At 74.5% G+C, this 22211-nt stretch carries 21 protein-coding genes and 1 riboswitch; of the genes, 2 read left to right on the top strand and 19 right to left on the bottom strand.

Translation table 11 applies throughout. From position 1 onward, the window contains the following. The first annotated feature begins 90 nt into the window (after positions 1-90). Complete coding sequence (locus SMD20_RS46815) at positions 91-1287, top strand: RNA-guided endonuclease InsQ/TnpB family protein (RefSeq protein ID WP_329594190.1); 1197 nt, start codon at positions 91-93, stop codon at positions 1285-1287. A gap of 40 nt (positions 1288-1327) precedes the next feature. Here the strand turns inward: SMD20_RS46815 and SMD20_RS46820 are convergent, their stop codons facing one another. Beyond that, positions 1328-1948: a precorrin-8X methylmutase gene (locus tag SMD20_RS46820; protein WP_329594192.1), complete on the bottom strand. Its 621-nt coding sequence runs from the start codon at positions 1946-1948 to the stop codon at positions 1328-1330. Further along, positions 1945-3231 (bottom strand): precorrin-3B synthase, encoded by a 1287-nt coding sequence (gene cobG, locus SMD20_RS46825; RefSeq protein ID WP_329594194.1) that lies wholly within the window; start codon positions 3229-3231, stop codon positions 1945-1947. The genes SMD20_RS46820 and cobG overlap by 4 nt, the downstream gene beginning before the upstream one ends. A gap of 31 nt (positions 3232-3262) precedes the next feature. Beyond that, positions 3263-3444, top strand: a riboswitch (cobalamin riboswitch). Between the two features lie 38 nt (positions 3445-3482). Here cobG and cobN point away from each other — a divergent pair. Continuing rightward, positions 3483-7139, top strand: coding sequence for a cobaltochelatase subunit CobN (cobN, locus tag SMD20_RS46830; protein ID WP_329594196.1), 3657 nt, complete (start codon positions 3483-3485; stop codon positions 7137-7139). Here cobN and SMD20_RS46835 read toward each other — a convergent pair. From SMD20_RS46835 to SMD20_RS46915, 17 genes are all read right to left on the bottom strand, one after another. After that, entirely contained in the window at positions 7094-8431 is a 1338-nt protein-coding gene (locus SMD20_RS46835) for a cobyrinate a,c-diamide synthase (RefSeq protein ID WP_329594198.1), read from the bottom strand. The genes cobN and SMD20_RS46835 overlap by 46 nt on opposite strands. Continuing rightward, complete coding sequence (gene cobO / locus SMD20_RS46840; RefSeq protein WP_329594200.1) at positions 8425-9027, bottom strand: cob(I)yrinic acid a,c-diamide adenosyltransferase; 603 nt, start codon at positions 9025-9027, stop codon at positions 8425-8427. Before cobO ends, SMD20_RS46835 begins: the two co-directional genes overlap by 7 nt. Positions 9028-9029: 2 nt before the next feature. Then, entirely contained in the window at positions 9030-11030 is a 2001-nt protein-coding gene (locus SMD20_RS46845) for a VWA domain-containing protein (RefSeq protein ID WP_329594202.1), read from the bottom strand. Further along, the gene (locus tag SMD20_RS46850; protein ID WP_329594204.1) at positions 11027-11581 is read right to left on the bottom strand and encodes a histidine phosphatase family protein; all 555 of its coding nucleotides are present in this window, start codon (positions 11579-11581) and stop codon (positions 11027-11029) included. Before SMD20_RS46850 ends, SMD20_RS46845 begins: the two co-directional genes overlap by 4 nt. A 3-nt stretch (positions 11582-11584) precedes the next feature. Beyond that, a complete protein-coding gene (locus SMD20_RS46855; RefSeq protein WP_329594206.1) occupies positions 11585-12349 on the bottom strand; it encodes a CbtA family protein in 765 nt (254 codons plus the stop codon). Between the two features lie 8 nt (positions 12350-12357). Further along, positions 12358-12558 carry a CbtB domain-containing protein gene (locus SMD20_RS46860; protein ID WP_329594208.1) on the bottom strand — a complete coding sequence of 67 codons (201 nt, stop codon included), beginning with the start codon at positions 12556-12558 and terminating at the stop codon, positions 12358-12360. Positions 12559-12978: 420 nt separating this feature from the next. Continuing rightward, entirely contained in the window at positions 12979-13176 is a 198-nt protein-coding gene (locus SMD20_RS46865; protein ID WP_329594210.1) for a hypothetical protein, read from the bottom strand. A 269-nt stretch (positions 13177-13445) separates the two neighbouring features. Continuing rightward, a complete protein-coding gene (locus tag SMD20_RS46870) occupies positions 13446-13694 on the bottom strand; it encodes a hypothetical protein (protein ID WP_329594212.1) in 249 nt (82 codons plus the stop codon). A 263-nt stretch (positions 13695-13957) separates the two neighbouring features. After that, positions 13958-14839, bottom strand: coding sequence for an ABC transporter substrate-binding protein (locus SMD20_RS46875; protein WP_329594214.1), 882 nt, complete (start codon positions 14837-14839; stop codon positions 13958-13960). Continuing rightward, on the bottom strand, positions 14836-15936 hold the full coding sequence (locus tag SMD20_RS46880; RefSeq protein WP_329594216.1) for an LLM class flavin-dependent oxidoreductase: 1101 nt from the start codon (positions 15934-15936) through the stop codon (positions 14836-14838). Before SMD20_RS46880 ends, SMD20_RS46875 begins: the two co-directional genes overlap by 4 nt. After that, the gene (locus tag SMD20_RS46885; RefSeq protein ID WP_329594218.1) at positions 15926-16705 is read right to left on the bottom strand and encodes an LLM class flavin-dependent oxidoreductase; all 780 of its coding nucleotides are present in this window, start codon (positions 16703-16705) and stop codon (positions 15926-15928) included. The genes SMD20_RS46880 and SMD20_RS46885 overlap by 11 nt, the downstream gene beginning before the upstream one ends. Further along, the gene (gene ssuE / locus SMD20_RS46890) at positions 16702-17199 is read right to left on the bottom strand and encodes an NADPH-dependent FMN reductase (RefSeq protein WP_329594220.1); all 498 of its coding nucleotides are present in this window, start codon (positions 17197-17199) and stop codon (positions 16702-16704) included. The genes SMD20_RS46885 and ssuE overlap by 4 nt, the downstream gene beginning before the upstream one ends. A 1-nt stretch (position 17200) precedes the next feature. Beyond that, positions 17201-18649, bottom strand: a complete 1449-nt coding sequence (locus tag SMD20_RS46895) for a hypothetical protein (RefSeq protein ID WP_329594222.1) — start codon at positions 18647-18649, stop codon at positions 17201-17203. Further along, entirely contained in the window at positions 18646-19350 is a 705-nt protein-coding gene (locus tag SMD20_RS46900) for an ABC transporter ATP-binding protein (RefSeq protein ID WP_329594224.1), read from the bottom strand. The genes SMD20_RS46895 and SMD20_RS46900 overlap by 4 nt, the downstream gene beginning before the upstream one ends. Continuing rightward, positions 19347-20189 carry an ABC transporter permease gene (locus tag SMD20_RS46905; protein ID WP_329594226.1) on the bottom strand — a complete coding sequence of 281 codons (843 nt, stop codon included), beginning with the start codon at positions 20187-20189 and terminating at the stop codon, positions 19347-19349. The genes SMD20_RS46900 and SMD20_RS46905 overlap by 4 nt, the downstream gene beginning before the upstream one ends. Beyond that, on the bottom strand, positions 20186-21193 hold the full coding sequence (locus SMD20_RS46910) for an ABC transporter substrate-binding protein (protein ID WP_329594228.1): 1008 nt from the start codon (positions 21191-21193) through the stop codon (positions 20186-20188). Before SMD20_RS46910 ends, SMD20_RS46905 begins: the two co-directional genes overlap by 4 nt. After that, entirely contained in the window at positions 21186-22160 is a 975-nt protein-coding gene (locus SMD20_RS46915) for an ABC transporter substrate-binding protein (RefSeq protein WP_329594230.1), read from the bottom strand. The genes SMD20_RS46910 and SMD20_RS46915 overlap by 8 nt, the downstream gene beginning before the upstream one ends. Positions 22161-22211: the final 51 nt, after the last annotated feature.

A 22211-nucleotide genomic window follows, 5' to 3' on the forward strand; every position in this document is an offset into this window, starting at 1 on the left:
GCCCGGCCCTTCAGGGCGGGGAGGAATCGCGGACCGGTCGGGCACTTCTGTCTCCCGGTTTTGTCGGCGGTGATCGGTAGGTTGATCGGCGTGTCCCGCTACCGGCTCCAGCCCTCGCCTGCCCAGGAGCAGGTGTTGCTGGAGCATTGCGGGCACGCCCGCTACGTGTGGAACCTCGCCGTCGAGCAGCACTCGCATTGGAAGCCGGGCCGCAGGAACGCTCCCGGTTTCGCCGAGCAGTGCCGCCAGTTGACCGCGGCGCGGGCGGACAACGCGTGGCTGCGCGCCGGGTCGGTCGTCGTCCAGCAGCAGGCCTTGAAGGACTTCGCGCAGGCCATGGCGAACTTCTCCGGCAAGACCCACAAGCGTCCGGCGTGGCGCAGGCGGGGGCGGGGCGAAGGGTTCCGGATCGTCGCCGTCAAGGCTGGTGACGTGCGCCGTCTTTCGCGCCACGTCGGCGAGGTGAGGATCCCGAAGGTGGGCTGGGTGCGGTTGCGCTGGTCGCGCGCCGTCCCGGAGGGCGTGAAGTCCTACCGGGTCACGCGCGATGCGGCGGGCCGCTGGCATGTGGCCTTCGCCGCGATCCCCGAGCCGGTGCCCGCGCCCGGCACGGGCGAGGTGGCAGGCGTGGACCGTGGTGTCGCCGTGAGCGCCGCCCTGTCCACGGGCGAGCTGCTGAACGCTCCCGGCCTGCGCGACGGTGAGAAGGCCCGCCTGCTGCGGCTGCTGCGCAGGCTGGCCCGCGCCGAGCGGGGGTCGAGCCGGCGCGGCAGGGTGAAGGCCGCCATCGCCAAGGTGCGGGCGCGTGAGGCCGACCGGCGCAAGGACTGGGTGGAGAAGACCTCGACCGGCCTGGCCCGCCGGTTCGACGTGATCGCCGTCGAAGACCTGAAGATCTCCAATATGACCCGCTCGGCCAGGGGGACGCTCGAAGCGCCGGGCCGTAACGTCCGGCAGAAGGCCGGGCTGAACCGGGGCATCCTCGCCGCCGGGTGGGGCCGGCTCGTGGAACGGCTGGAGCACAAGGCTCCCGGTCGCGTCCGGAAGATCAACCCGCGTTACACGTCGCAGACCTGCAACGCCTGCGGGCACCGCGCGGCCGAGTCGAGAGAGAGCCAATCTCGATTCCGCTGCGTCGCCTGCGGGCATCAGGCGCACGCCGACGTCAACGCGGCCGAGAACCTCCGAGACACGGCGGCAGGGCATGCCGTTGCTGCGCGGGGAGGCTTGCCGCTGGGCGGGCCTGTGAACCGCGAACCTCAACGTGACCTCCTCCTCGTGGGGTAGTTGCCGTTGGAATCCCCCCGCCTCCAGGCGGGGGAGGATGTCAATCCGTATCGTCCGCGATGGCGTTGACCGCCGCCGCCGTCATCGCACTGCCGCCGCGGCGGCCGTGCACCACCAGGTACTCCAGGTCGCTGCCGGCCAGCGCCTGCTTGGACTCGGCCGCGCCGATGAAGCCGACCGGGATGCCGAGCACGGCCGCAGGGCGTCCCGCGCCCTCGGCGACCAGCTCCAGGAGACGGAACAGCGCGGTCGGCGCGTTGCCGATCGCCACCACCGCGCCCTCCAGGCGGTCGCGCCACAGCTCAAGGGCAGCGGCGCTGCGGGTGGTGCCGAGCCGTTCGGCCAGCTCGGGCACGCGCGGGTCGCCGAGCGTGCAGAGCACCTCGTTGCCGGCGGGCAGCCTGCGCCTGGTCACACCCGAGGCGACCATCATGGCGTCGCACAGCACGGGCGCGCCGCCGCGCAGCGCCTCGCGGGCCCGGACGACCACCCCGGGCGACCAGGCCAGGTCGGTGACGAGGTCGGTCATGCCGCAGGCGTGGATCATGCGCACCGCCACCTGGGCCACCTCGGGCGGCAGGCCCGTGAGGTCGGTCTCGGCGCGGATGGTCGCGAACGAGCGCCGGTAGATCTCGGCGCCGTCGCGGATGTAGTCGGTCACGGGTGGCGTTCCTCGTATCCGTTGGTGGTCGCGATCAGCTGGACGACCGGGCCGCGCGGCAGGCCGCAGCGGCGCTCGCAGCCCGCCCAGTGGACGGGCGTGGCGGGGGCGCGGTCCAGGCTCTCCACCCAGTGCCGGGCGTCCGCCCGCACGTCGGCGAGGGCCTTGGCGCAGCCGGGACGGCCGGCGCAGGCGGTGACGCCGGCCCAGGGGGAGGCCGGGTCGGTGACGAGTCCCATGGCGTCGAGCGCCTTCTCGGCCCGGTCCGCCTCGGCGGGGGAGAGATCGGGCAGGACGACGGTCCGCCAGGGCGTCAACCGCACGGCGTGACCGGTGTCCGCGAGGGCCAGGACTTGGGCGGACGTCAACCGGCCGAGCGGCACGACAGCCTCGACCGCCACCCGGCCATCCCGCTGCGCGATCCGCCCCGCGACCGGCCTGCCTGCGCCGGTCGACGGGAGGCGCCCGGGGCCGGGCAGGCGCCCGGCCGAGGCCGAGTCGGGCGGGCGGCGAGTGGGAGCTGGGATGGGCGGGTTCGCGTCGCCGGGCAGGCGGGCCGGGTCCGGGACAGGCGGAGCGGCGCCGCCGCGCAGGCGGGCGGCGATCCTTGCCGGGCCGTCGTCCAGCTCCCGGATGCGCCAGGCTCGGCCATCGCCGGAGGGCAGCTCGTCGAGAAACGCCTCGGCGGCGTCGATCATGAGCGCGATCGCCGCGTCGGGCCCGGCGGTCAGCCCGGTGTCCGTTCCGGCGAGCAGCAACCGCCCGCCCGCAGCGTCCGAGACGTCCGCGCCGAGCGCCGACGCAGCGTACGTGACGTCCGCGCCGAGCCCGGCGACGTCCCCCGTGCCGTCGTCCAGGGCGAACAGGAACCGCCCCGGTAAGCCGGCCAGCCGTGGCCGTGCGCACAGGGCCCGGTCGAGGGCGGCGGCCATCGCCAGCACGTCTAGCAGCCCGTCCGGGCCGCGTCCGCTCAGCGGCGAGGCCACGATGTTGCGGACCCGCTCGTGCGCGGGCGACGGCAGCAGCCCGGCCGCCGCGATCCGCCGGGCGAAGACCTCCGGCGAGCGCAGGCCCCGCACCTGGACGTTCGCCCGCGACGTGAGCTCGATCACGTCCGCTCCCAGCTCGGCCGCGCAGGCGGCGAGCACGCGGAGCTGCGCGGCCGACACCGCGCCGCCGGGAAGGCGCACGCGGGCGAGCGGGCCGTCGGCGGCCTCGTGCACCTGCAGCGCCCCCGGACAGGCATCGGGACGCGTACGTCCGGGAAATTCACCTACGGGCACGAAGGGATCGTAACGCCACTTCTGGGGCGGGTCGCTCCTGCCGTAAGCTTCGGCGTAGGCGATGGCAAAGGGAGGAAGCCGGTGCGAATCCGGCGCGGTCCCGCCACTGTGACCGGGGAGCGAACCCCACCACGAGGCCACTGCCCGGCGACGGGCGGGAAGGCCGGGGTGAGCGTCGATCCGGGAGCCAGGAGACTCCTGCCGTCGCAACACCCGCGACCGGGGCGAGGACCCCGAGGGAGGAACGCGCCGTGCCTGGCGACAGCCGTACCGTCCTGCTGCTCTCCACCTCCGACACCGACCTGCTGAGCGCTCGCGCCTGCGGCGCGGACTACCGTCTGGGCAATCCGGCCCGGCTGACCGCCGAGGACGTCCCCGGCCTGACGGAGGGGACCGACCTCGTCGTGGTCCGCCTGCTGGGCGGGCGGCGGGCCTGGGAGGAAGGGCTGGACGCGCTGCTGGCCGGGCCGCGCCCCGTGGTGGTGCTGGGCGGGGAGCAGGCGCCCGACGCCGAGCTGATGGAGCTGTCCACGGTCAGCGGCGGGGTGTGCGCCGAGGCGCACGCCTACCTGGCCCACGGCGGGCCGGCCAACCTGGCGCAGTTGCACGCGTTCCTGTCCGACACCGTCCTGCTGACCGGGCACGGGTTCGAGCCGCCCGCCCCCGCGCCCACCTGGGGAAGGCTGGAACGCCCTGCCCGCTCCACCGGCGGTCCCGTGGTGGGGGTGCTCTACTACCGGGCGCACCACATGGCGGGCAACACCGCGTTCGTCGAGACGCTGTGCGCCGCCGTCGAGGACGCGGGCGGGCAGGCGCTGCCGATCTTCTGCTCGTCGCTGCGCGCGGCCGAGCCGGAGCTGCTCGACACGCTGCGTGCGGCGGACGCGCTGGTCGTCACGGTGCTGGCGGCGGGCGGCTCCCGTCCGGCCACCGCCGGCGCGGGCGGCGACGACGAGGCATGGGACGTCGGCGCGCTGGCCGGGCTCGACGTGCCGATCCTGCAGGGGCTCTGCCTGACCACCACCCGCCAGGCGTGGGAGGAGAACGACGACGGCCTGTCACCGCTGGACGCCGCCTCCCAGGTGGCGATCCCGGAGTTCGACGGGCGGATCATCACGGTGCCGTTCTCGTTCAAGGAGATCGACCCCGACGGGCTGACCGTCTACGTCGCCGACCCCGAACGGGCCGCCCGGGTGGCGGGCATCGCGGTGCGCCACGGCCGGCTGCGGCACACGCCGCCCGCCGAGCGGCGGCTGGTCGTGATGCTGTCGGCGTACCCGACCAAGCATTCCCGCGTCGGCAACGCCGTCGGGCTGGACACCCCCGCGAGCACCGTACGGCTGCTGGCCCGGCTCGCCGAGGCCGGCTACGACCTGGGCGACGGCTTCCCCGGCGTGGCCGAGCAGGACGGCGACGCGCTCATCCACGCGCTGATCGCCGCCGGAGGCCAGGACCAGGACTGGCTGACCGAGGAGCACCTGGCGGGCAACCCGGTCCGCATCTCCGCCGCCTCCTACGAGCAGTGGTACCGCACCCTGCCCGCGGAGCTGCGGGAGGAGATCGAGCGGCACTGGGGGCCGCCGCCGGGCGAGCTGTTCGTGCACGAGGGCGACGGCGGGACCGACATCGTGCTGGCGGCGCTGCGGGCCGGGAACCTGGTGGTGATGGTGCAGCCGCCGCGCGGCTTCGGCGAGAACCCCATCGCCATCTACCACGACCCCGACCTGCCGCCCAGCCACCACTACCTGGCCGCCTACCGCTGGCTGTCGGCCGAGTTCGATGCGCACGCCATGGTGCACGTCGGCAAGCACGGCAACCTGGAGTGGCTGCCGGGCAAGTCCGCGGGCCTGTCGGCGGCCTGCGCCACCGACGCCGCCATCGGCGACCTGCCGCTGATCTACCCGTTCCTCGTCAACGACCCGGGGGAGGGCACGCAGGCCAAGCGGCGCGCGCACGCCGTGCTGGTGGACCACCTGGTGCCGCCGATGGCCCGCGCCGACACCTACGGCGACCTCGCCCGGCTGGAGCAGCTCCTGGACGAGCATGCCACGATCGCCGCGATGGACCCGGCCAAGCTGCCCGCGATCCGGGCGCAGATCTGGACGCTGATCCAGGCCGCGCGGCTGGATCACGACCTGGGGCTGGCCGACCGGCCGCACGACAGCGAGTTCGACGACCTCATCCTGCACGTGGACGGCTGGCTGTGCGAGGTGAAGGACGTCCAGATCCGCGACGGCCTGCACGTGCTCGGCCAGGCGCCCACCGGGCAGGTACGCGTCGACCTGGTGCTGGCGATGCTGCGCGCCCGCCAGATGTGGTCGGGCCGGGAGACCCTGCCCGGCCTGCGCGAGGCCCTCGGCCTGACGGAGGACGGCACGGCGGGGCTGGGCGAGGTGGACCGGGCGGAGTCGGCCGCCCGCGCCCTGGTCGAGGCCATGGAGGAACGCGGCTGGGCGCCGGAGGCGGCGCCCGTCGTCGCCCGCGCGGCGCTCGGCGGCTCGCCGGAGGTGGAGTCCGAGGTCGCCCGCGCGGCGCTGGACGGCGCGTCGTCGGAGCGGGTGGAGCTCGTGGCGCGCGTGCTCGCCTTCGCCGCCACCGAGATGGTGCCGCGCCTGGCCCGCACCACCGACGAGCTCGACCACGTCCTGCACGCCCTGGACGGCGGCTACGTGCCCGCCGGGCCCAGCGGCTCGCCGCTGCGCGGCCTGGTCAACGTGCTGCCGACCGGCCGCAACTTCTACTCCGTCGATCCCCGCGCGGTGCCGAGCCGCCTGGCCTGGGAAACCGGTCAGGCCATGGCCGAGTCCCTGCTGGCGCGCTACCGCGCCGACACCGGCGACTGGCCGCGCTCGGTCGGGCTGTCGGTGTGGGGCACCAGCGCCATGCGCACGGCGGGCGACGACGTCGCCGAGGTCCTGGCCCTGCTCGGCGTCCGTCCCGAATGGGACGACGCCTCGCGCCGCGTCACCCGGCTGGAGCCGATCCCGCTCGCCGAGCTGGGCCGGCCGCGCATCGACGTGACGGTCCGCATCAGCGGGTTCTTCCGCGACGCGTTCCCGCACGTGGTGAGCATGCTCGACGACGCCGTACGGCTGGCCGCGTCGCTGCCGGAGCCGGACGAGGACAACTACGTACGCGCCCACGTGGCCGCGGCCGGCGGCGACGAGCGCCTGGCGACGATGCGGATCTTCGGCTCCGCGCCCGGTGCGTACGGCGCGGGGCTGCTGCCGCTCATCGACAGCCGCAACTGGCGCGACGACGCCGACCTCGCCGAGGTGTACGCCGTGTGGGGCGGCTACGCCTACGGCCGCGGCCTCGACGGCGTCGCCGCCCGTCCGCAGATGGAGGACGCCTACCGCCGCATCGCCGTCGCCGCCAAGAACGTCGACACCCGCGAGCACGACATCGCCGACTCCGACGACTACTTCCAGTACCACGGCGGCATGATCGCCACCGTGCGGGCGCTCACCGGCCGGGCCCCGGCCGCCTACGTCGGCGACAGCACCCGCCCGGACGCCGTCCGCACCCGCACCCTCTCGGAGGAGACCTCGCGGATCTTCCGCGCGCGGGTGGTCAACCCGCGCTGGCTGGCCGCCATGCGCCGGCACGGTTACAAGGGCGCGTTCGAGCTGGCCGCCACCGTCGACTACCTGTTCGGCTACGACGCCACGACCGGCGTGGTCGCCGACTGGATGTACGACAAGCTCACCGAGACGTACGTCCTCGACCCCGAGAACCAGGAGTTCATGGCCCGCTCCAACCCCTGGGCGCTGCACGGCATCGCCGAACGCCTCCTGGAGGCCGCCGAGCGCGGCATGTGGGAGCACCCCGACCCCGAGGTCCTGCGCGGCCTGCGGGAGGTCTATCTCAAGACCGAGGGCGACCTGGAGGACGACACCAGCCGCTGAGCCAGGTGCGGCGCGCCCGCCCAGTGCAGGTGCAGGTAGGACGCGGTCACGCCGGTGTCGCCGTACCCGTCGTGGCCGCCGTCCCAGCGGAACAGCGGCTCGCCGGTGTACCGGACGGCGGTGCGGTGGAACTCGTGTCCCCGCAGCCGCTCGCCCGCCCTGGTGAGCGGCGAGCGCCGCAGCGCGACCGCGTCCCGGTAGCCGAGCGTCAGCCGGGACGTCATCCGCGCCCGCCCGGGGACCCGGCCGCACATACGCCGGCCGTCCAGCTCGTCGCACAGGTACAGCAATCCCGCGCACTCGGCCGCGATCGGGCCGGGGAAGGCGGCGACCTGCTCGCGCAGCGGCTCGTTGGCGGCCAGTTCGGCGGCGTACATCTCGGGGAAGCCCCCGCCGATCACGAGCGCGCCGGCGCCGTCCGGCAGCCGTTCGTCGCGCAGCGGGTCGAAGACGGCGACCTCGGCCCCGGCCGCCCGCAGCAGCTCGGCGTGCTCGGCGTAGCCGAAGGTGAACGCCGCCCCGCCGGCCATCGCGACCACCGTCCGGCCGCCCGCCGCGCCAGGAGTGCCCGGCGGCGGCTCCCAGGCGGGCCCGCCCAGCGGGGGGGCCGAGCGGGCCAGCCGCAGCAGCGCGTCCAGGTCGCACGAGCGGGCCACCAGCGCGGCCAGCCGGTCCACCGCCGCCAGCGCCTCGGCCTTCCGTTCGGCGGCGGGCACCAGCCCCAGATGCCGGGACGGCGTGGCCACGGCGTCGTCGCGGCGGATCGCCCCCAGCACCGGCACCCCGGCGGCGGCCAGCGCGGAGCGGCACAGCTCCTCGTGCCGGTCGGAGCCCACCCGGTTGAGCACCACCCCGCCCACCCGCACCCGCGGGTCGAACGTGGCGAACCCGTGCGCCACCGCCGCCACCGACCTGCTCTGCCTGGCCGCGTCCAGCACCAGCACCACGGGCGCGTCCAGCAGCGTCGCGACGTGCGCGGTCGAGGCGAAGCCGGTGTCCCCCTTGCCGTCGAACAGGCCCATCACGCCCTCGACCACCGCCACGTCGCACCCGGCCGCGCCGTGCAGGAACAGCGGCGCGACCAGTCGCTCGCCGACGAGCCAGGGATCCAGGTTGCGGCCGGGACGGCCGGTGGCGAGGGCGTGGTAGCCCGGATCGATGTAGTCCGGGCCCACCTTGTGCGGCGACACCCTGAGCCCGCGCGCCCGCAGCGCCGCCATCAGCCCCGTGGCCACCGTCGTCTTGCCGCTGCCCGACGACGGCGCGGCGATGACGAGCCGGGGAACTACCACTCGATGCCCTTCTGCCCCTTCTGCCCGGCGTCCATGGGGTGGCGCACCTTGCCCATCTCCGTCACCAGGTCGGCGGCCTGGATCAGCCGCTCGGGCGCGTCCCGCCCGGTGATCACGACGTGCTGGTTCCCCGGCCGCGTCGTCAGCGCCGCCAGCACGTCGTCCAGGTCCAGCCAGCCCCACTTCAGCGGGTACGTGAACTCGTCCAGCACGTAGAACCGGTACGTCTCGGCCGCCAGGTCGCGCTTGATCTGCTCCCAGCCCTCGCGGGCGTCGGCCGCGTGGTCCTCCTCGGTGCCGGGCCGCTGGATCCACGACCAGCCCTCGCCCATCTTGTGCCAGGTCACGGCCCCGCCCTGGCCGGTCTCGCCGAGCACCTTGAGCGCCCGCTCCTCGCCGATGCGCCACTTGGCCGACTTCACGAACTGGAACACCCCGATCGGCCAGCCCTGGTTCCAGGCGCGCAGCGCCATCCCGAACGCGGCCGTGGACTTGCCCTTGCCAGGCCCGGTGTGGACCATCAGCAGCGGCCGGGTCCGCCGCTGACGCGTGGTGAGGCCGTCGTCGGGCACGACGGCCGGTTTTCCCTGCGGCATGATCAGACCGCCTTCCTGTAGTCACGGACGACCGCCCCGAGGTCGGCCAAGGAGTCGAGGGGGACCAGGCGGGCGCGCAGCCGGGACGCCAGCCGGACGGCCAGGCCGAGCCGGACTGGCCCGCTCTCGCAGTCCACGACCACCGACGCGGTGCCCTTCAGCAGCGCGGCGGCCCGGTCCACGTCGCCGCCCGCCGTGGCCCGCCCGTCGGTCACCAGCACCAGCAGCGGCCGCCTGGCCGGATCGCGCAGCCGCTCCACGCGCAGCACCTCCGCCGCGCGGGTCAGCCCCGCCGCCAGGGGCGTGCGCCCGCCGGTGGGCAGGGACCGCAGCCGGGCCGCGCCCGCCTCCACCGACGACGTGGGCGGCAGCGCCACCCGCGCGCCGGTCCCCTGGAAGGTGATCAGGCCGATCTTGTCGCGCCGCTGGTAGGCGTCCAGCAGCAGGCTGAGCACGGCGGTCTTGACGGCGGTCATCCGCTTGCGGGCCGCCATCGAGCCGCTGGCGTCCACGACGAACAGCACGAGATTGCCCTCGCGGCCCTCGCGCACGACCTCCCGCAGGTCGTCGCCGCGCAGCACCAGCCCTGCGCCGCGGCGGCCGCGGCCGCGCTGGTGCGGGGCCGCCGCCAGCAGCGTCGCCGGCACGTGCAGGTCGCCTATCGGGCCGGCCGGGCGGCGTGCGCCGGTGCTCCGGCCGCGCCGGGTCCGCGACCGCGACCGCCGGCCCGCCGCGCCCTCGCCGAGGCCCGGCACCTCCAGCAGCGGCACCCGGTACGGCGCCGCCACCCCTGCCACCCCGCGCTCCTCGGAAGGCGGCGTGCCGTCCGAGGGCTCCAAGGAGGGCGGGGGCCCGGCGTGATCCCGCCCGCCCGACCCCGGTCCCGATCCCGGTCCCGCGCTCGCCGGAGCCGGGCCCGTGCCCGCGCCCGGACCGCCGTCGTCGCTCGGATCGCCGCCGTCGTCGTCGCCGGGGCCGGGCTCGTCGTCCCCCGCCGTACGCTCCAGCAGTTCCTCCAGCAGCCGCTCGTCCAGCCCCGGCGCGTCGAACGGATCGCGCCGCCTGCGATGCGGCAGCGACAGCCGGGCCGCCGCGCGGACGTCCTCGGTGCTCACGGCGTCGCGCCCCTGCCAGGCGGCGTGCGCGATCGCCGCGTTCGCCGTCACCAGATCCGCGCGCAGGCCGTCCACCTCGAACGCCGCGCACACCGTCGCGATCTGCCGCAGCCGCGCGTCCGGCAGCCGCACGCCGGGCACGCGGGCGCGGGCGGCGGCGATCCTGGCCGCCAGCGCCGACTCCTCCGCAGCCCAGCGGGCCGCGAACGCCGCCGCGTCCGCCTCGAAGGCCAGCCGCCTCCGCACCACCTCGGCCCGCTCCTCCGGGTCCCGTGACGCCCGGACCTCCACCGTCAGGCCGAACCGGTCCAGGAGCTGCGGGCGCAGCTCGCCCTCCTCCGGGTTCATGGTCCCCACCAGCAGGAAGCGGGCGGCGTGGCGCACCGACACCGACTCGCGCTCGACGTAGCACGTCCCCAGGGCCGCGGCGTCGAGCAGCAGGTCCACGAGGTGGTCGTGCAGCAGGTTCACCTCGTCCACGTACAGCACGCCACGGTGGGCGGCGGCCAGCAGGCCGGGCTCGAACGCCTTCACGCCCTCCGTCAGCGCCCGCTCGACGTCGAGCGAGCCGGCCAGCCGGTCCTCCGAAGCGCCCACGGGCAGCTCCACCAGGGCCGCCGGACGTTCCCCGCCCTCGGCGCCGGGCTCGTGCGGCCCGTCCGGACAGCCGGGGTCGGGCGCGGCGGGATCGCAGGCGAACCGGCACCCCGGCACCACGGCCACCGAGGGGAGCTGGGCGGCCAGCGCCCGCACGATCGTGGACTTCGCCGTTCCCTTCTCCCCGCGTACGAGCACCCCGCCCACCCGGGGCGAGACCGCGTTCAGCACCAGCGCCAGCTTCAGGTCGTCGAGGCCGACGACGGCGCTGAACGGATAGGTGACGATCAAGACTTTCCGACCTTCCGGTTGACATGGGCCACCCGCCAGCCGCCGCGCGTGACGACCAGCTCGGTGGTGGACAGGGGCGCCAGATCGAAACGGGCGGTGGCCTGCGGGCCCAGCCCGAGGGCGTGGCCGAGCGCCGCCCGGATGGCGCCGGCGTCGCAGACGACGACCGCCTCGGGCTCGTCCCGTGCCGCTTCGAGCCAGCCGGCGACCCGGACGGCGAGCGCCGCCAGGGACTCGCCGCCGTGCGGAGCGGCGTCCGGGTCGGCCAGCCAGCTCGCCAGCGCCTCCGGCTCCTCCCGCGCGACCCGCTCGTACGGCAGGCCCCGCCACCGGCCGCAGTCCGCCTCCCGCAGGGCCGGAGCCTCACGTGGCCTCAGCCCCAGAGCGGCGGCGGTCCGCCGGGCGGCCTTGGCCGGGGCCACCCACGCCGGGAGCGCGGCGAACCCCAGCGCGGCGGCCCTGGCCAGGCTCGCCTCGTCGGCGTCCTCCTCCTCGCGGGGGAAGCACCCGGCCCGCATGCCCGGCGTCGTGGCGTGCCGGACGAACAGCACCGCTCAGCCCGGCACGGCGAGGGGCGCAGGAGCGGCCGCGCGCCGCGCCACCCGGTCGCTCGCCCAGCCGAACAGCACGCCGAACGCCGTCCAGAAGACGAGCTGGGTGCCGAGCGAGGCGAGCCTGAACTGCCACAGCAGCGTGGCGGGGAAACCGTCGGGCACCTCGTCGACCGCCGGCAGCAGCCACCACGCGGCCGCCACGGGCACGAGGAAGGCGGCCACCGCCGCCGTCCATCGTGCCCAGTCGTCCCCGGCGGTGACCCGGCGGGCCGTGGCCACCGCGATCGCCGTCGCGGCCAGCCCGACGAGGATCATCACCACGTAGAGCAGGGTGCGGCTGTTGATGGTCTCCGGGTCGCCCACCGCCGGTGGGTTGGCTGGATATTTCACGAAGGGAACCAAGATGACCGCGCCGAACGCCGTCCCGGCGGCGGCCAGCGCCAGCCGCCCGTCCGAGCGCGGCCCGACCCGCCCGCGCAGGCCCGCGAACACCAGGGCGAACACGCCGCCGACGGCCAGCCCGTAGAGGCCGGTGGCCAGGAAGAGCGCCGCCTTCTGCGCCGGCCTGCTGACCGCGGCCCCCTCGCCGTGGTCGTGCGCCGCCTCCTCGGCGGCGTGGTCGTGCGCGGCCGTCCCGGCGGCCGCCTCCTCCAGGGCGATCGCGTCATCCACGCGAGGCTCACCGAAGACGAAGGCGAAACCGCCCGCGACGAGTCCGGCCAGCAGCCCCATGAGCAGGCCCCTGACCAGGAGAGTGCGTACCACCCCGCCCCCTAGTGGCAGGGCACGCCGAGCAGATGCCGCCCGTCGTGCATGAGTTCGTGCAGGAACGCCCCCGTCTGGGAGATGGCGCCGTTGTCCATCAGGACCAGGTACGCCACGAGCAACAGCACGGGCACGGCCAGCAGCCAGGGGCGCAGGCGCGGAAAGGGAATGGACGGGGGAACGGATGACGGGCTGGACAACCCGCTCATGTGAGCCTCCTCAGGGTGACGCGTCCCATGTTGCGAGGTCACGGTCGCCAAGCGACCTGGCTCCCGGGATCTACGTCCCGGATACAGTGGCGCGTCCGCACCGGCATCTCACCGGATTTCCCTTGGACAACCGTGAAATCTCCCGGAACGTATCCTTTTCTCCCGTTCGCGTCAATGCGTCCCGGGGCCGTCCAGGCGCGTACGAGCGCGGCCGGATCGAGACAGAGCAGGTCGGCGCGGGCACCGGGGCCGCCGCGTACGGCGTGCCTGGCGCGAGGCGGAATGATCGCCGCCCGCACCCGCCGGCGGGTGCGGTGGGCATCCGCCAGCTCCACCGTCCCGGCGGTCACGACGAGGACCTGGAGGGCGGCGTGCGCGTGCGGCTCGGTGCACGATCCGCGTCCAGTGTGCCATTACGGCTCACCCGACCACGCGGAAGTGGTGGGTGCCGTCCCGTTCAAGCTGCTCGACCAGGCCGTACTCCCACGCGAGGTACGCCTCCATCGCCGTCCGGGGGTTGTCGGTCCCCTCGTACGGCCGCCGGTACCGATCGGCCGGCTCGATGACGGCGCGCGGGCCGGCGTCCGGTGGGAGGACGAGCTCGACATCCGGACCCACTGTCCCGCCCCCCCGCGGCGTCCCGACCATGCGCACCACGACCTGCTCAACGACGTGCAGCACCGCTCGGTCGCCGCCGAGATCGTCGTGTTCCTGGAGGCCCTGCGCGAGGAGCTGATCCCGGCCCTCACCGTGGAGACGAGCGCCTGGTGACCCCCCAGGGGTTTACGGCGAAATGCGGGAATGCCGACCCTTTGCCAGGTCATCGATTGAGGCAGATGGTCCCCATCTGTCACATGGGTATCTGCTGTATGCCGAAATCGCGGCATTCACAGAAAAGAAAGCACGATGATCTCACCAAAGCACATATTCGCCTGGGCCACCGCGGCGATCACCGGAGCCCTCATGGCGGCCTCGTTCCAGACGCCGGCGATCGCCGGCGAGGGCCCGGAGCGCGCCGACGACAGTTCCAGGTACGAGGCGCCGATCACCCGGCCGACGGCCGCGCCGGTCGCCGGGTACGAGCGCGTCACAGGGAACACGGTCACTCTGGCGAACGGTGACTCCGGCACGAGCATCGCGACATGTGATGACGGCAGGAGGGTTCTCGGCGGAGGCTGGACCTCGGCAAACGCGAACGACCTCGTGGCGCTGTACAACAGCGCCATTGGGAATGGTGCCGCGTGGCAGGTCACATTCCGTAACCTTCCAGGTGGCGGCGACCAGACCGCCACCGCCGCCGCCACCGCCCAGTGCGCCTTCGTGCGGCCATCCGACCGGTCCTGAGTGACGCGAAGGGCCGTCCCGGTCGATGACCCGGGACGGCCTCAGCCGTTCAGCCTCACCGGGTGCGCGCCACCAGCTCCCCGATCTCGGGAAGCACCGCGTCCGCGACCGTGATCTTCCGCTGGATGAGCCCGTTGGCGTGGAAGAGGTCGGCGGCGTGCTGCTGCTCGGCGACGAACTCCTCGCTGACCGGGTGCAGGCCCCAGGGGCGGGTGCGCAGCGCGTGCTCCCAGGCGTCGAGGTCGCCGTCGAACAGGGCGGCGGCCTCGCGCGGGTTCTCCTCCGTCCAGCGGTCGGCCCGCTGCAGCGCGGCGACGATCCCGGCCAGCTCCTCGGGCCGCTCCCGCGCGAAGTCGCGGCGGGTGAACCAGAGCGAGCGGTGGCTGAACAGGCCGTCGGTCTCCACGAGCGTACGGGTGCGCGACTCGACCGGCGTCAGGTACGGGTAGGAGCCCACCCAGGCGTCCACGTCGCCGTTCACCAGCAGCTCGGCGGCGTTGCCGTAGGCGTCCACGGGGACGATGTCGCCCCACCCGAGCCCTTCGCGCTCCAGCGCCAGCAGCAGCAGCGTGGTCTGCCAGGAGCCGTGCCCGAGCGCCACCCGCTTGCCCTTCAGCTCCGCCACGGAGCCGATCGGCGAGTCGCCCCGCACCACGAGGCGGCCGTTCTCGACGCGCGGCTCGGAGATCGCCACGTACACGATGTCGTGGCCCTTGGCCTGCGCGGTGACCGGGGGAGTGGAGCCGGTGCCGATGAAGTCGTAGCCGCCGTCGAACAGGTGGTCGCCGTGCGCCGAGGGCAGGGCGCGGGTGGGATCGACGCGCTCGCCCCGGCCGAGGGCGTTCAGGTCCACCCACTCGACGCCGGGCAGCAGGTCGCGGTGGCGGGCCACCCAGAGCGTGTTGTTCTGCGGGAAGAAGCCGACCTTGGTGGTCATGAGGTACGTCCTTTCAGTAGCGGGAGAACATGGCGGCCCACGCGGCGGGCCTCTTCGAGATGCGGGATGCCGGCCAGGATGAACGCGTCCACGCCGAGGTCCAGGAGCTGGTCGAGGCGTTCGGCGACCTGGTGATAGTCGCCGACCAGGCCGAAGGCCGGGCCGTCGCGCAACTGGCTGAACCCGCCCCACACGTTGGGCGCGACCTCCAGCGCGCGGGGGTCGTCACCGGCGTCGGCGAGGAAGGCGCGGCTGCGCCGCACGCCGACCGAGTCCCCCTCCGCGCCGCCGCTCCCGCCCGGCCTGGCCCGCCAGCCCTCCTCGATCTCCGCCCACGCCTCCTGCTCGCTCTCGCGGGCGAGCAGATCCACCCGGACGGCGAAGCGGGGCGGCGTCCGGCTGTGCGCGCGTACGGCGTCGAACTTCTCCGCCAGCGCCTCGAACGGCTCCAGCCACGACAGGTAGTAGTCGGCGTGCCGGCCGGCGGCGTCGATGGCGGCGGGCGAGGAGCCGGAGAAGAAGATCTCCGGGAACGGCTGCCCGCGCAGCTCCTCCGGCAGCCCGGCGTTCTCGACCTGGTAGAAGCGGCCGTGATGGGTGTGCCCGCCCTGCCAGACGCCCTTGAGCACGTCCAGGAACTCCGAGGTCCGCGCGTAGCGGTCGTCGTGGTCGACCTTGTCGCCCCACCACAGTTGCGCGGGACCGCCGCCGCCGGAGATGACGTTGTAGACGATCCGCCCGCCCGTGGCCCGTTGCAGCGTGGCCGTCATCCTCGCGGCCTGGACGGGATGCAGGAAGCCGGGCTGGAAGGCCACCATGAAGCGGTACGACGTGGTCTCGCGGGCCAGCGTCGCGGCGGCGGCCCACGGGTCGTCGGTGTGCGGGAAGTTCGGCAGCAGCCCGCCGACAAAGCCGCTGTCCTCGGCGGCCCTCGCGACCTCGGCCATGTAGTCGGCGTGGCTGTAGCCGTCGTCCCTGCCGTCCCTGGTGCCCGGGGCGGTGCCGCCGGGGGCGAAACCGCCGCGGCTGCGGACCCGGCGGCGCAGCGAGGACTGGTCGCCCTCCATGTGGATGCGCCAGTAGATGTCAACGGTCAAGAGCCCGCTCCTTCACGTGCTCGCCGAGGCGGTAGACGTCCTCGGTCTGGAGGAAGAACTCGGTGACCCCGAGGGCGGCGTACTCGCCGGCGGCGTCGATCGAGGGCAGGTGCACGCCGTAGCGCAGGCCGGGCAGTTCGGGGACGAGGGCCGCCAGGTCGTCGCCGGCCGCGAAGACGTGCACGTCGGCGTGGCGGCGCGACAGCTCCAGCGCCTCGGGCGAGGTGCCCGACAGGTGCACCTCGGGGAAGGGCGAGGACGACAGCGGCGCGGCGAATCCGCCCTTGACCACCTCGTAGAAGTCGCCGGCGAAGTCGAACGGGCCGCCGCCCCAGACGCCCTTGGCCACGGTCAGGAACTCGCCGGCGCGCCTGGCACGGGCGGCGCCGGTCAGGAAGTCGCCCTGCGCCCTGGCCACGGCCGGGTCCACGTCCACGGCGAGCCGCCAGCCGAGCCGTCCGGCGGAGAAACGCTGCAGGGACGCCGACAGCTTGGCCGCGTAGACCGGGGTGGCCACGGCCGGGTGGAACTCGGCGACGACCCGCAGGTGGCGGGTGCGGCGCAGGGCGCCGGCGGCGACGGTGAGCGACTCCTGCCCGTCGGGGTCGAAGGGCACGAGCGCGCCCGCCCACCCCGACAGATCCGCGGCTGCGGCGGCCCGCCCGGCGGGGTCGGCGAGCGTGGGCCGTACGTCGGTGACGAAGGCGGGCAGCTCGGCGGCGGCGGGGCTCCTGGTGGGCAGGACCAGGTGGAAGCGCGGGGTGCTCATGCCGCCGCCCCCAGCGGTACCTCTCCCAGCAGGGCGTCGATACGGGGGAGCAGCTCCTGCGCCAGCGGTTCGATCTGGGTGTCGAGCACGAACAGGCCGCGCGTGACGTGCCGCGCGCCGAGCACGCTCAGCACCGGCCGCAGGGCGTAGTCCACGGCCAGCAGATGGGCCGCGGTGCCGCCGGTGGCGACCGGCACCACCGTCTTGCCGGCGAACGCGCCCTGCGGCAGCACGTCCAGGAACGCCTTCAGCAGCCCGGTGTAGGACGCCTTGTAGATCGGGGTGGCGACGACGATCGTGCCGGCCGCGGCCACCTGCCCGGTGGCGCGGGCCAGGTCGGGATGGCCGGTGTCGCCGCGCAGCAGGGCCTCGGCGGGCAGGTCGCGAAGGCGCAGGACCGTGGCGGGCCGGTCCAGCCGATCGGCCAGGTGGTCGAGCAGACGCGCGGTGCGGGAGGCGGCCGATGGGCTGCCGGAGATGAACAGGACGGACATGTCAGATCTTTCCTAGGGGTTCGGCGGAGACGGGCGGCGTCCGGGAAGGCCGCGGCGACTGGCCCGTCGCGTCGAGGAACTCGGGTGGCGGCAGGTGGTACGGCGGCTCGGCGTCGGCAGGCAGCGGCGCGGGCGGCCGTTCGGCGGCCTCGAACTCCTGCCGGACGGCCGCCAGCGTCTCGGGCTGCTCGACCAGCGTCACGGCCGCCGAGGCGAGGTAGCGGGCGGCGGCCAGCAGCCCGGCGTGCCCGATCGAGGTGCCCGTCGCGGCCGTGGCCGCCCACGAGTGCAGCGGCACCCCGAGCGGCACCACGGCCGCGACCAGGCTGAGGTGCGGCGCCGCCCAGCTCACCTCGGAGGTGTCGCTGGACGGCCCGCCGAGGTCCGGCTCGGCGGGCGGACGCAGCGGCAGCACGTCGGTCGCGAGGCCGGCGGCGGGCCGGCCGATCGCGGCCTGCAGCCGCAGCGCGAACGCGTGGTCGGCGTCGGTGAACGCGGGCGGGCCCAGCTCGCTCATCGTGTGGTGCAGCAGCTCCGCGCCCGCCCGGTTGCCGAGCCCCTGCCTGATCGCGGTGACCAGGCGGTGCTCCAGCCGGGTGCCGCTGGCCGCAGCGGCGGCGTGGGCGCAGGTCACGACCTTGTCGTAGAGGGTCGCGGCGGCGGCGTGCGTGGACTCGCGGACGTAGACCCACACCGTCTGCAGGTCGGGGGTCACGTTGGGGGCGCCGCCGCCGCTGATCGTGTAGCTGACGCGGCCGGAGGGGGCGACGTTGCCGGCGCGCAGGCGCTCGATCATGTCCGCCAGCAGCAGCGCGCCGTCCTGGCCGCTGCGGGTGCCGAGCGGGTTCGAGCCGTGGCCGGGGGAGCCGAGGAAGGAGAACGTGGCCGAGTACAGGGCGCTGGTGACGTCCCAGCCGGTGCCGGTGACGGGGGAGGGATGCCAGTCGAGGAAGGCGTCCAGCCCGTCGTAGGCGCCGTCGCGCACCGCGTACGCCTTCCCGACCAGCTGTTCCTCGCCGGTGGACGCGAACACCTTGATCGTGGCCCGGTTCCCGAGGGCCCTGGCGGCGGCGATGGCCGCGCCCGCCGACGCCGCCGCCAGGGTGTTGTGGCCGCAGCCGTGGCCGGGGCCGTAGGCGGGGGCGTAGGCGTCGCCCTCGAACGCGACCGGCTCGTGCCGGGCCACGCCGGCCCGCTGGGACAGGCCGGGCAGGGCGTCGTACTCGACGTTGAAGCCCAGGACGGGCCCGCGGTCGCCGTGCGTGGCGACGAACGCGGCGGGCAGGCCGGCGGTGCCCCACGCGATCGTGAAGCCGTGCGCGCGCAGGAGCTCGGCGGTGGCCGCAGCGGAGCGCCATTCGCGCAGCGACGGCTCGGCGTAGGCCCAGATCCGGTCGGCGAGCTCGGTCAGCGCGGCGGCGTTCTCGCCGATCCAGTCCGTGGCCGTCACGATCTCACCCCCGCGTCCACGCCCAGGTCGGCGAGGAGCCGGCGGCGCAGGGCGACGAAGCCGGGGTCGGTGCGGTCGCGCGGCCGGTCGAGCCCGACCCGCACGTCCGTGACGAACGCGCCCTCGCGCAGCACCGCGATCCGGTCGGCGAGCAGGATCGCCTCCTCCACGTCGTGCGTGACGAGCACCACGGCCGGGCGGTGCCGGGCGCACAGCTCGGCGATCAGGTCCTGCATCTGCAGCCGGGTCAGGGCGTCGAGCGCGGCGAACGGCTCGTCGAGCAGCAGCAGCTCCGGCTCGCGTACCAGGGCCCTGGCCAGCGCGACCCGCTGGGCCTCGCCGCCGGACAGCGTCGCGGGCCAGGCGCCGGCGTGGCTGCTCAGCCCCACCTCGGCCAGGGCGGCCAGGCCCTTGGCGCGGGCGGCGCGGCCCTGCCCGATGATCACGTTGGCGAGGGCGCGCTTGGACGGGACGAGCCGCGGCTCCTGGAAGACGACCGTGCGCACCGGCGGCACCAGCACGCTCCCGCCGCTCGCCGCGTCCAGCCCGGCGAGGATGCGCAGGAGCGTGGTCTTGCCGGTGCCGCTCGCGCCGAGCAGCGCCAGGAACTCCCCGCGCCGCACGTCCAGGTCGACCCCGTCGAGCACGGCCCGCTCGCCGAAGACCTTGCGCAGCCCGCGGGTCCGTACGGCGAGGCTCATCGGATGCTCACCGCCCTGCGCCAGGGCATCGTGACCCGCTCGGCCACCCGCAGGGTCAGGTCGGCGACCAGCCCGATCACCGCGTACAGCAGCACGCACAGGGCGAGGATGTCGGTACGCAGGTAGTCGGTGGCCCTGGCCATGAGGTAGCCGAGCCCGGCGGTCACGTTGATCTCCTCGGCGGCGATGAGCGCGATCACGCTGAGCGTGGTGGACAGCCGCAGCCCGGCGAAGATGGAGGGCAGCGCGCCCGGCAGCACGACCTCGCGGGCGATGGCCAGGCGGCCGAGGCCGAACGAGCGGGCGGCCTCGACGACCTTGCGGTCCACGTTGCGCACCCCGCTGGCGACGTTGATGTACATGGGGAAGGTGCAGGCGACGCCGATCAGCAGGATCTTGGACGCCTCCTCGATCCCGAACCACACGACGAACAGCGAGGTCAGCGCCAGGAACGGGATGGCCCGCAGGGCCTGCATCGAGGAGTCCACGAGCTCCTCGCCGAGCCGGGTGAAGCCGGAGACGACGCCGAGGATCAGCCCGGTGGAGGCGCCGAGCACCAGGCCGAGGCCGGCCCGGGTGATCGACACGCGCAGCGCCTCGGGGAGCTGGCCGTCGGCCCACAGCTCGGCGAAGGTCCTGACGACGTCCTGCGGGCCGGCGAGCACGTCCTCGGTGAGGACGCCGGAGGCGGTGGCGGCGTACCAGGCGGTGAGCAGCAGGACGGGGCCGATGGCGCGCAGCGCGAACGTGACGGCCGGGTGGCGGCCGGCCGAACGCGGAGGCTCGGGCGCGACGAGCCCTTCGACGCCGGCCTCCGTGCGGGTGGTGGCCACGCTCATGACGCCGCGTTCCCGAGCGTGGTCACGTCCACGACGTGCTGCGAGACGTCCAGCGGCGCGGTGAGGACCTTCTGGTCGAGGAAGAACTTCGCCACGTCCTGATATTTCGCGATCTCGGCGGCGGTGACCGCCTGGGGGGGCTTGCCCTTCCGCTGGATGTCCACCACCAGGTCCTTCTGCTTGCCCTGCACGGCCTGCGGGCCCGTCTGGGTGAAGACGTTCAGGTACGCCGCCGGATCGGCGATCTCCTTGGCGCTGCCCTCCTTGATGAACTCGAACAGGGCCTTGACCACCTCCGGATGCTCCTGCAGCAGCTTGGTGGCGGCCACGTAGATCACGTAGTTGTCGGACTTGATCGCCTCGCCGTCGGCCAGGATCCGGGCGTCCAGCTGGGTGACGGCGGGGATGAGGAAGGTGGAGAACGTGGACCAGGCGTCCACCTCGCCCGAGCCGAAGACCGGCGCGGTCTGCGGCGGCAGCAGGTAGACCCGCTTGACCTTCTCGACCGGCACGTTGAACGTCTGCAACGCCTTGAGCAGCAGGTACTCGCTGGTGCCGCCGTGCCCGACGGCCACGCTGCGCCCGGCGAGGTCGGCCACGGACTTGATCGGCGAGCCGTTCTTCACCACGATGCCCTCTCCCGCCAGGTCGGGCGGGACGGTGGCGAAGATCTTGAAGCTGGGCTTGACGGCCAGCGCGGTGACGCCCGAGGTGATCGAGCCGGTGGCGATGTCGAGCGAGCCCGCGTTGATGGCCTGCGCGGCCGGGGCGAACACGGAGAAGTCGCCCGCCCACTTGACCTTGGCGTTGACCTTGGCGAGGGCGGCGTCCAGGCTGCCGTCCTTCTTGGCGACGGCCAGGAAGCCGCTGTTGCCGGGGTCGGAGATGCGCACGACGACCGGCTCCTGGCCGGCGGCGGTGGTGCCGCCGCCGGTGCCGCTGTCGGTGCCGCCGCAGGCCGCGGCCAGGAGGGCGAGGGGAAGGGCGAGCAGCAGTTTACGCATGGGTGACTCCTTGGAGCGGGGTGTGGTCGGCCCAGGCCGTGACGTCCACGGGCGATGCGAGGAAGCCGTGGGCGCGCAGGAAGCTCTCCTGCTCGGCCAGCAGGTCGAGGCGTTCCGCGGACAGGTCGAGATGGAGGGAGGCGCCGGGGACGTAGGCGGCGGCCACGCCGGCCGCGCCGGCGCCGGTCTCGGCTCCCAGGATCCTGGCCACCTCGGCGGGGTGGCCGGCGGCCCAGTCCGCGGCGCGCAGCAGGACGGCCAGGAAGCGGGTCACCACCTCCGGGTGCTCGTCCAGCAGGCGCTGGTGCACGGTGATGGGACGGGGGGTGCCGTTGTTGATCCGGGCGCGCCGGTCCGGCACGGCGTCCAGGTCGATGCCCACCTCCGCGCCGTGGCGCAGGGCGGCCTCGACGGCGAGCGCGCCCTTGACGTAGACCGCGTCCACCCGGCCGGCGGCCAGCGCGGCCAGCTCCGCCTCCCACTGTCCGCCGCCGGGCTCGGCCTCGACGTCCACCAGGTCGGCGTCGCCGAGCCCGAGCCCGGCCAGGGACAGCGCGCCGTGGAAGCCGCGCAGGGCCATGGCCCGCCAGAAGTCGATGGCGAGGCGGTGCCGGGGCGCCGCCAGCCGCAAGCCCTTGAGCTGCCCGGGGTGTTCCAGGGCGGTGCCGCCGCGGACCAGTACGGCCTGCCGCTCCTCGATCCAGGTGAGCCCGATGAGCCTCGTCGCCTCGCCGCGGGAGCGGGCCCACAGCGCCGGTACGTTGCCGCCCTCGCGGAACAGGCCGGTCAGGGCGTGGGTGTAGTGGGTCTCGCGGGGCACGCCGGGGTCGTCGTCCTGCAGCGAGCGGACCTCGATCCCGTCGGCGGCGAACTCCTCGGCCAGCCAGCCCTGGTCGGCCGCGATGCCCGTCGCGGTGGGGACGGGACAGCGGGTGAACCAGATGGCGTCGAGTGCGGCTGTGGTCATGAGGAGAGTTTGCTAGTAAATTGGTAGGGAATGCAAAGAATGTCCCGCGAT

Source organism: Nonomuraea sp. LP-02, from assembly GCF_036289125.1.
Taxonomy (GTDB): Bacteria; Actinomycetota; Actinomycetes; order Streptosporangiales; family Streptosporangiaceae; genus Nonomuraea; species Nonomuraea bangladeshensis.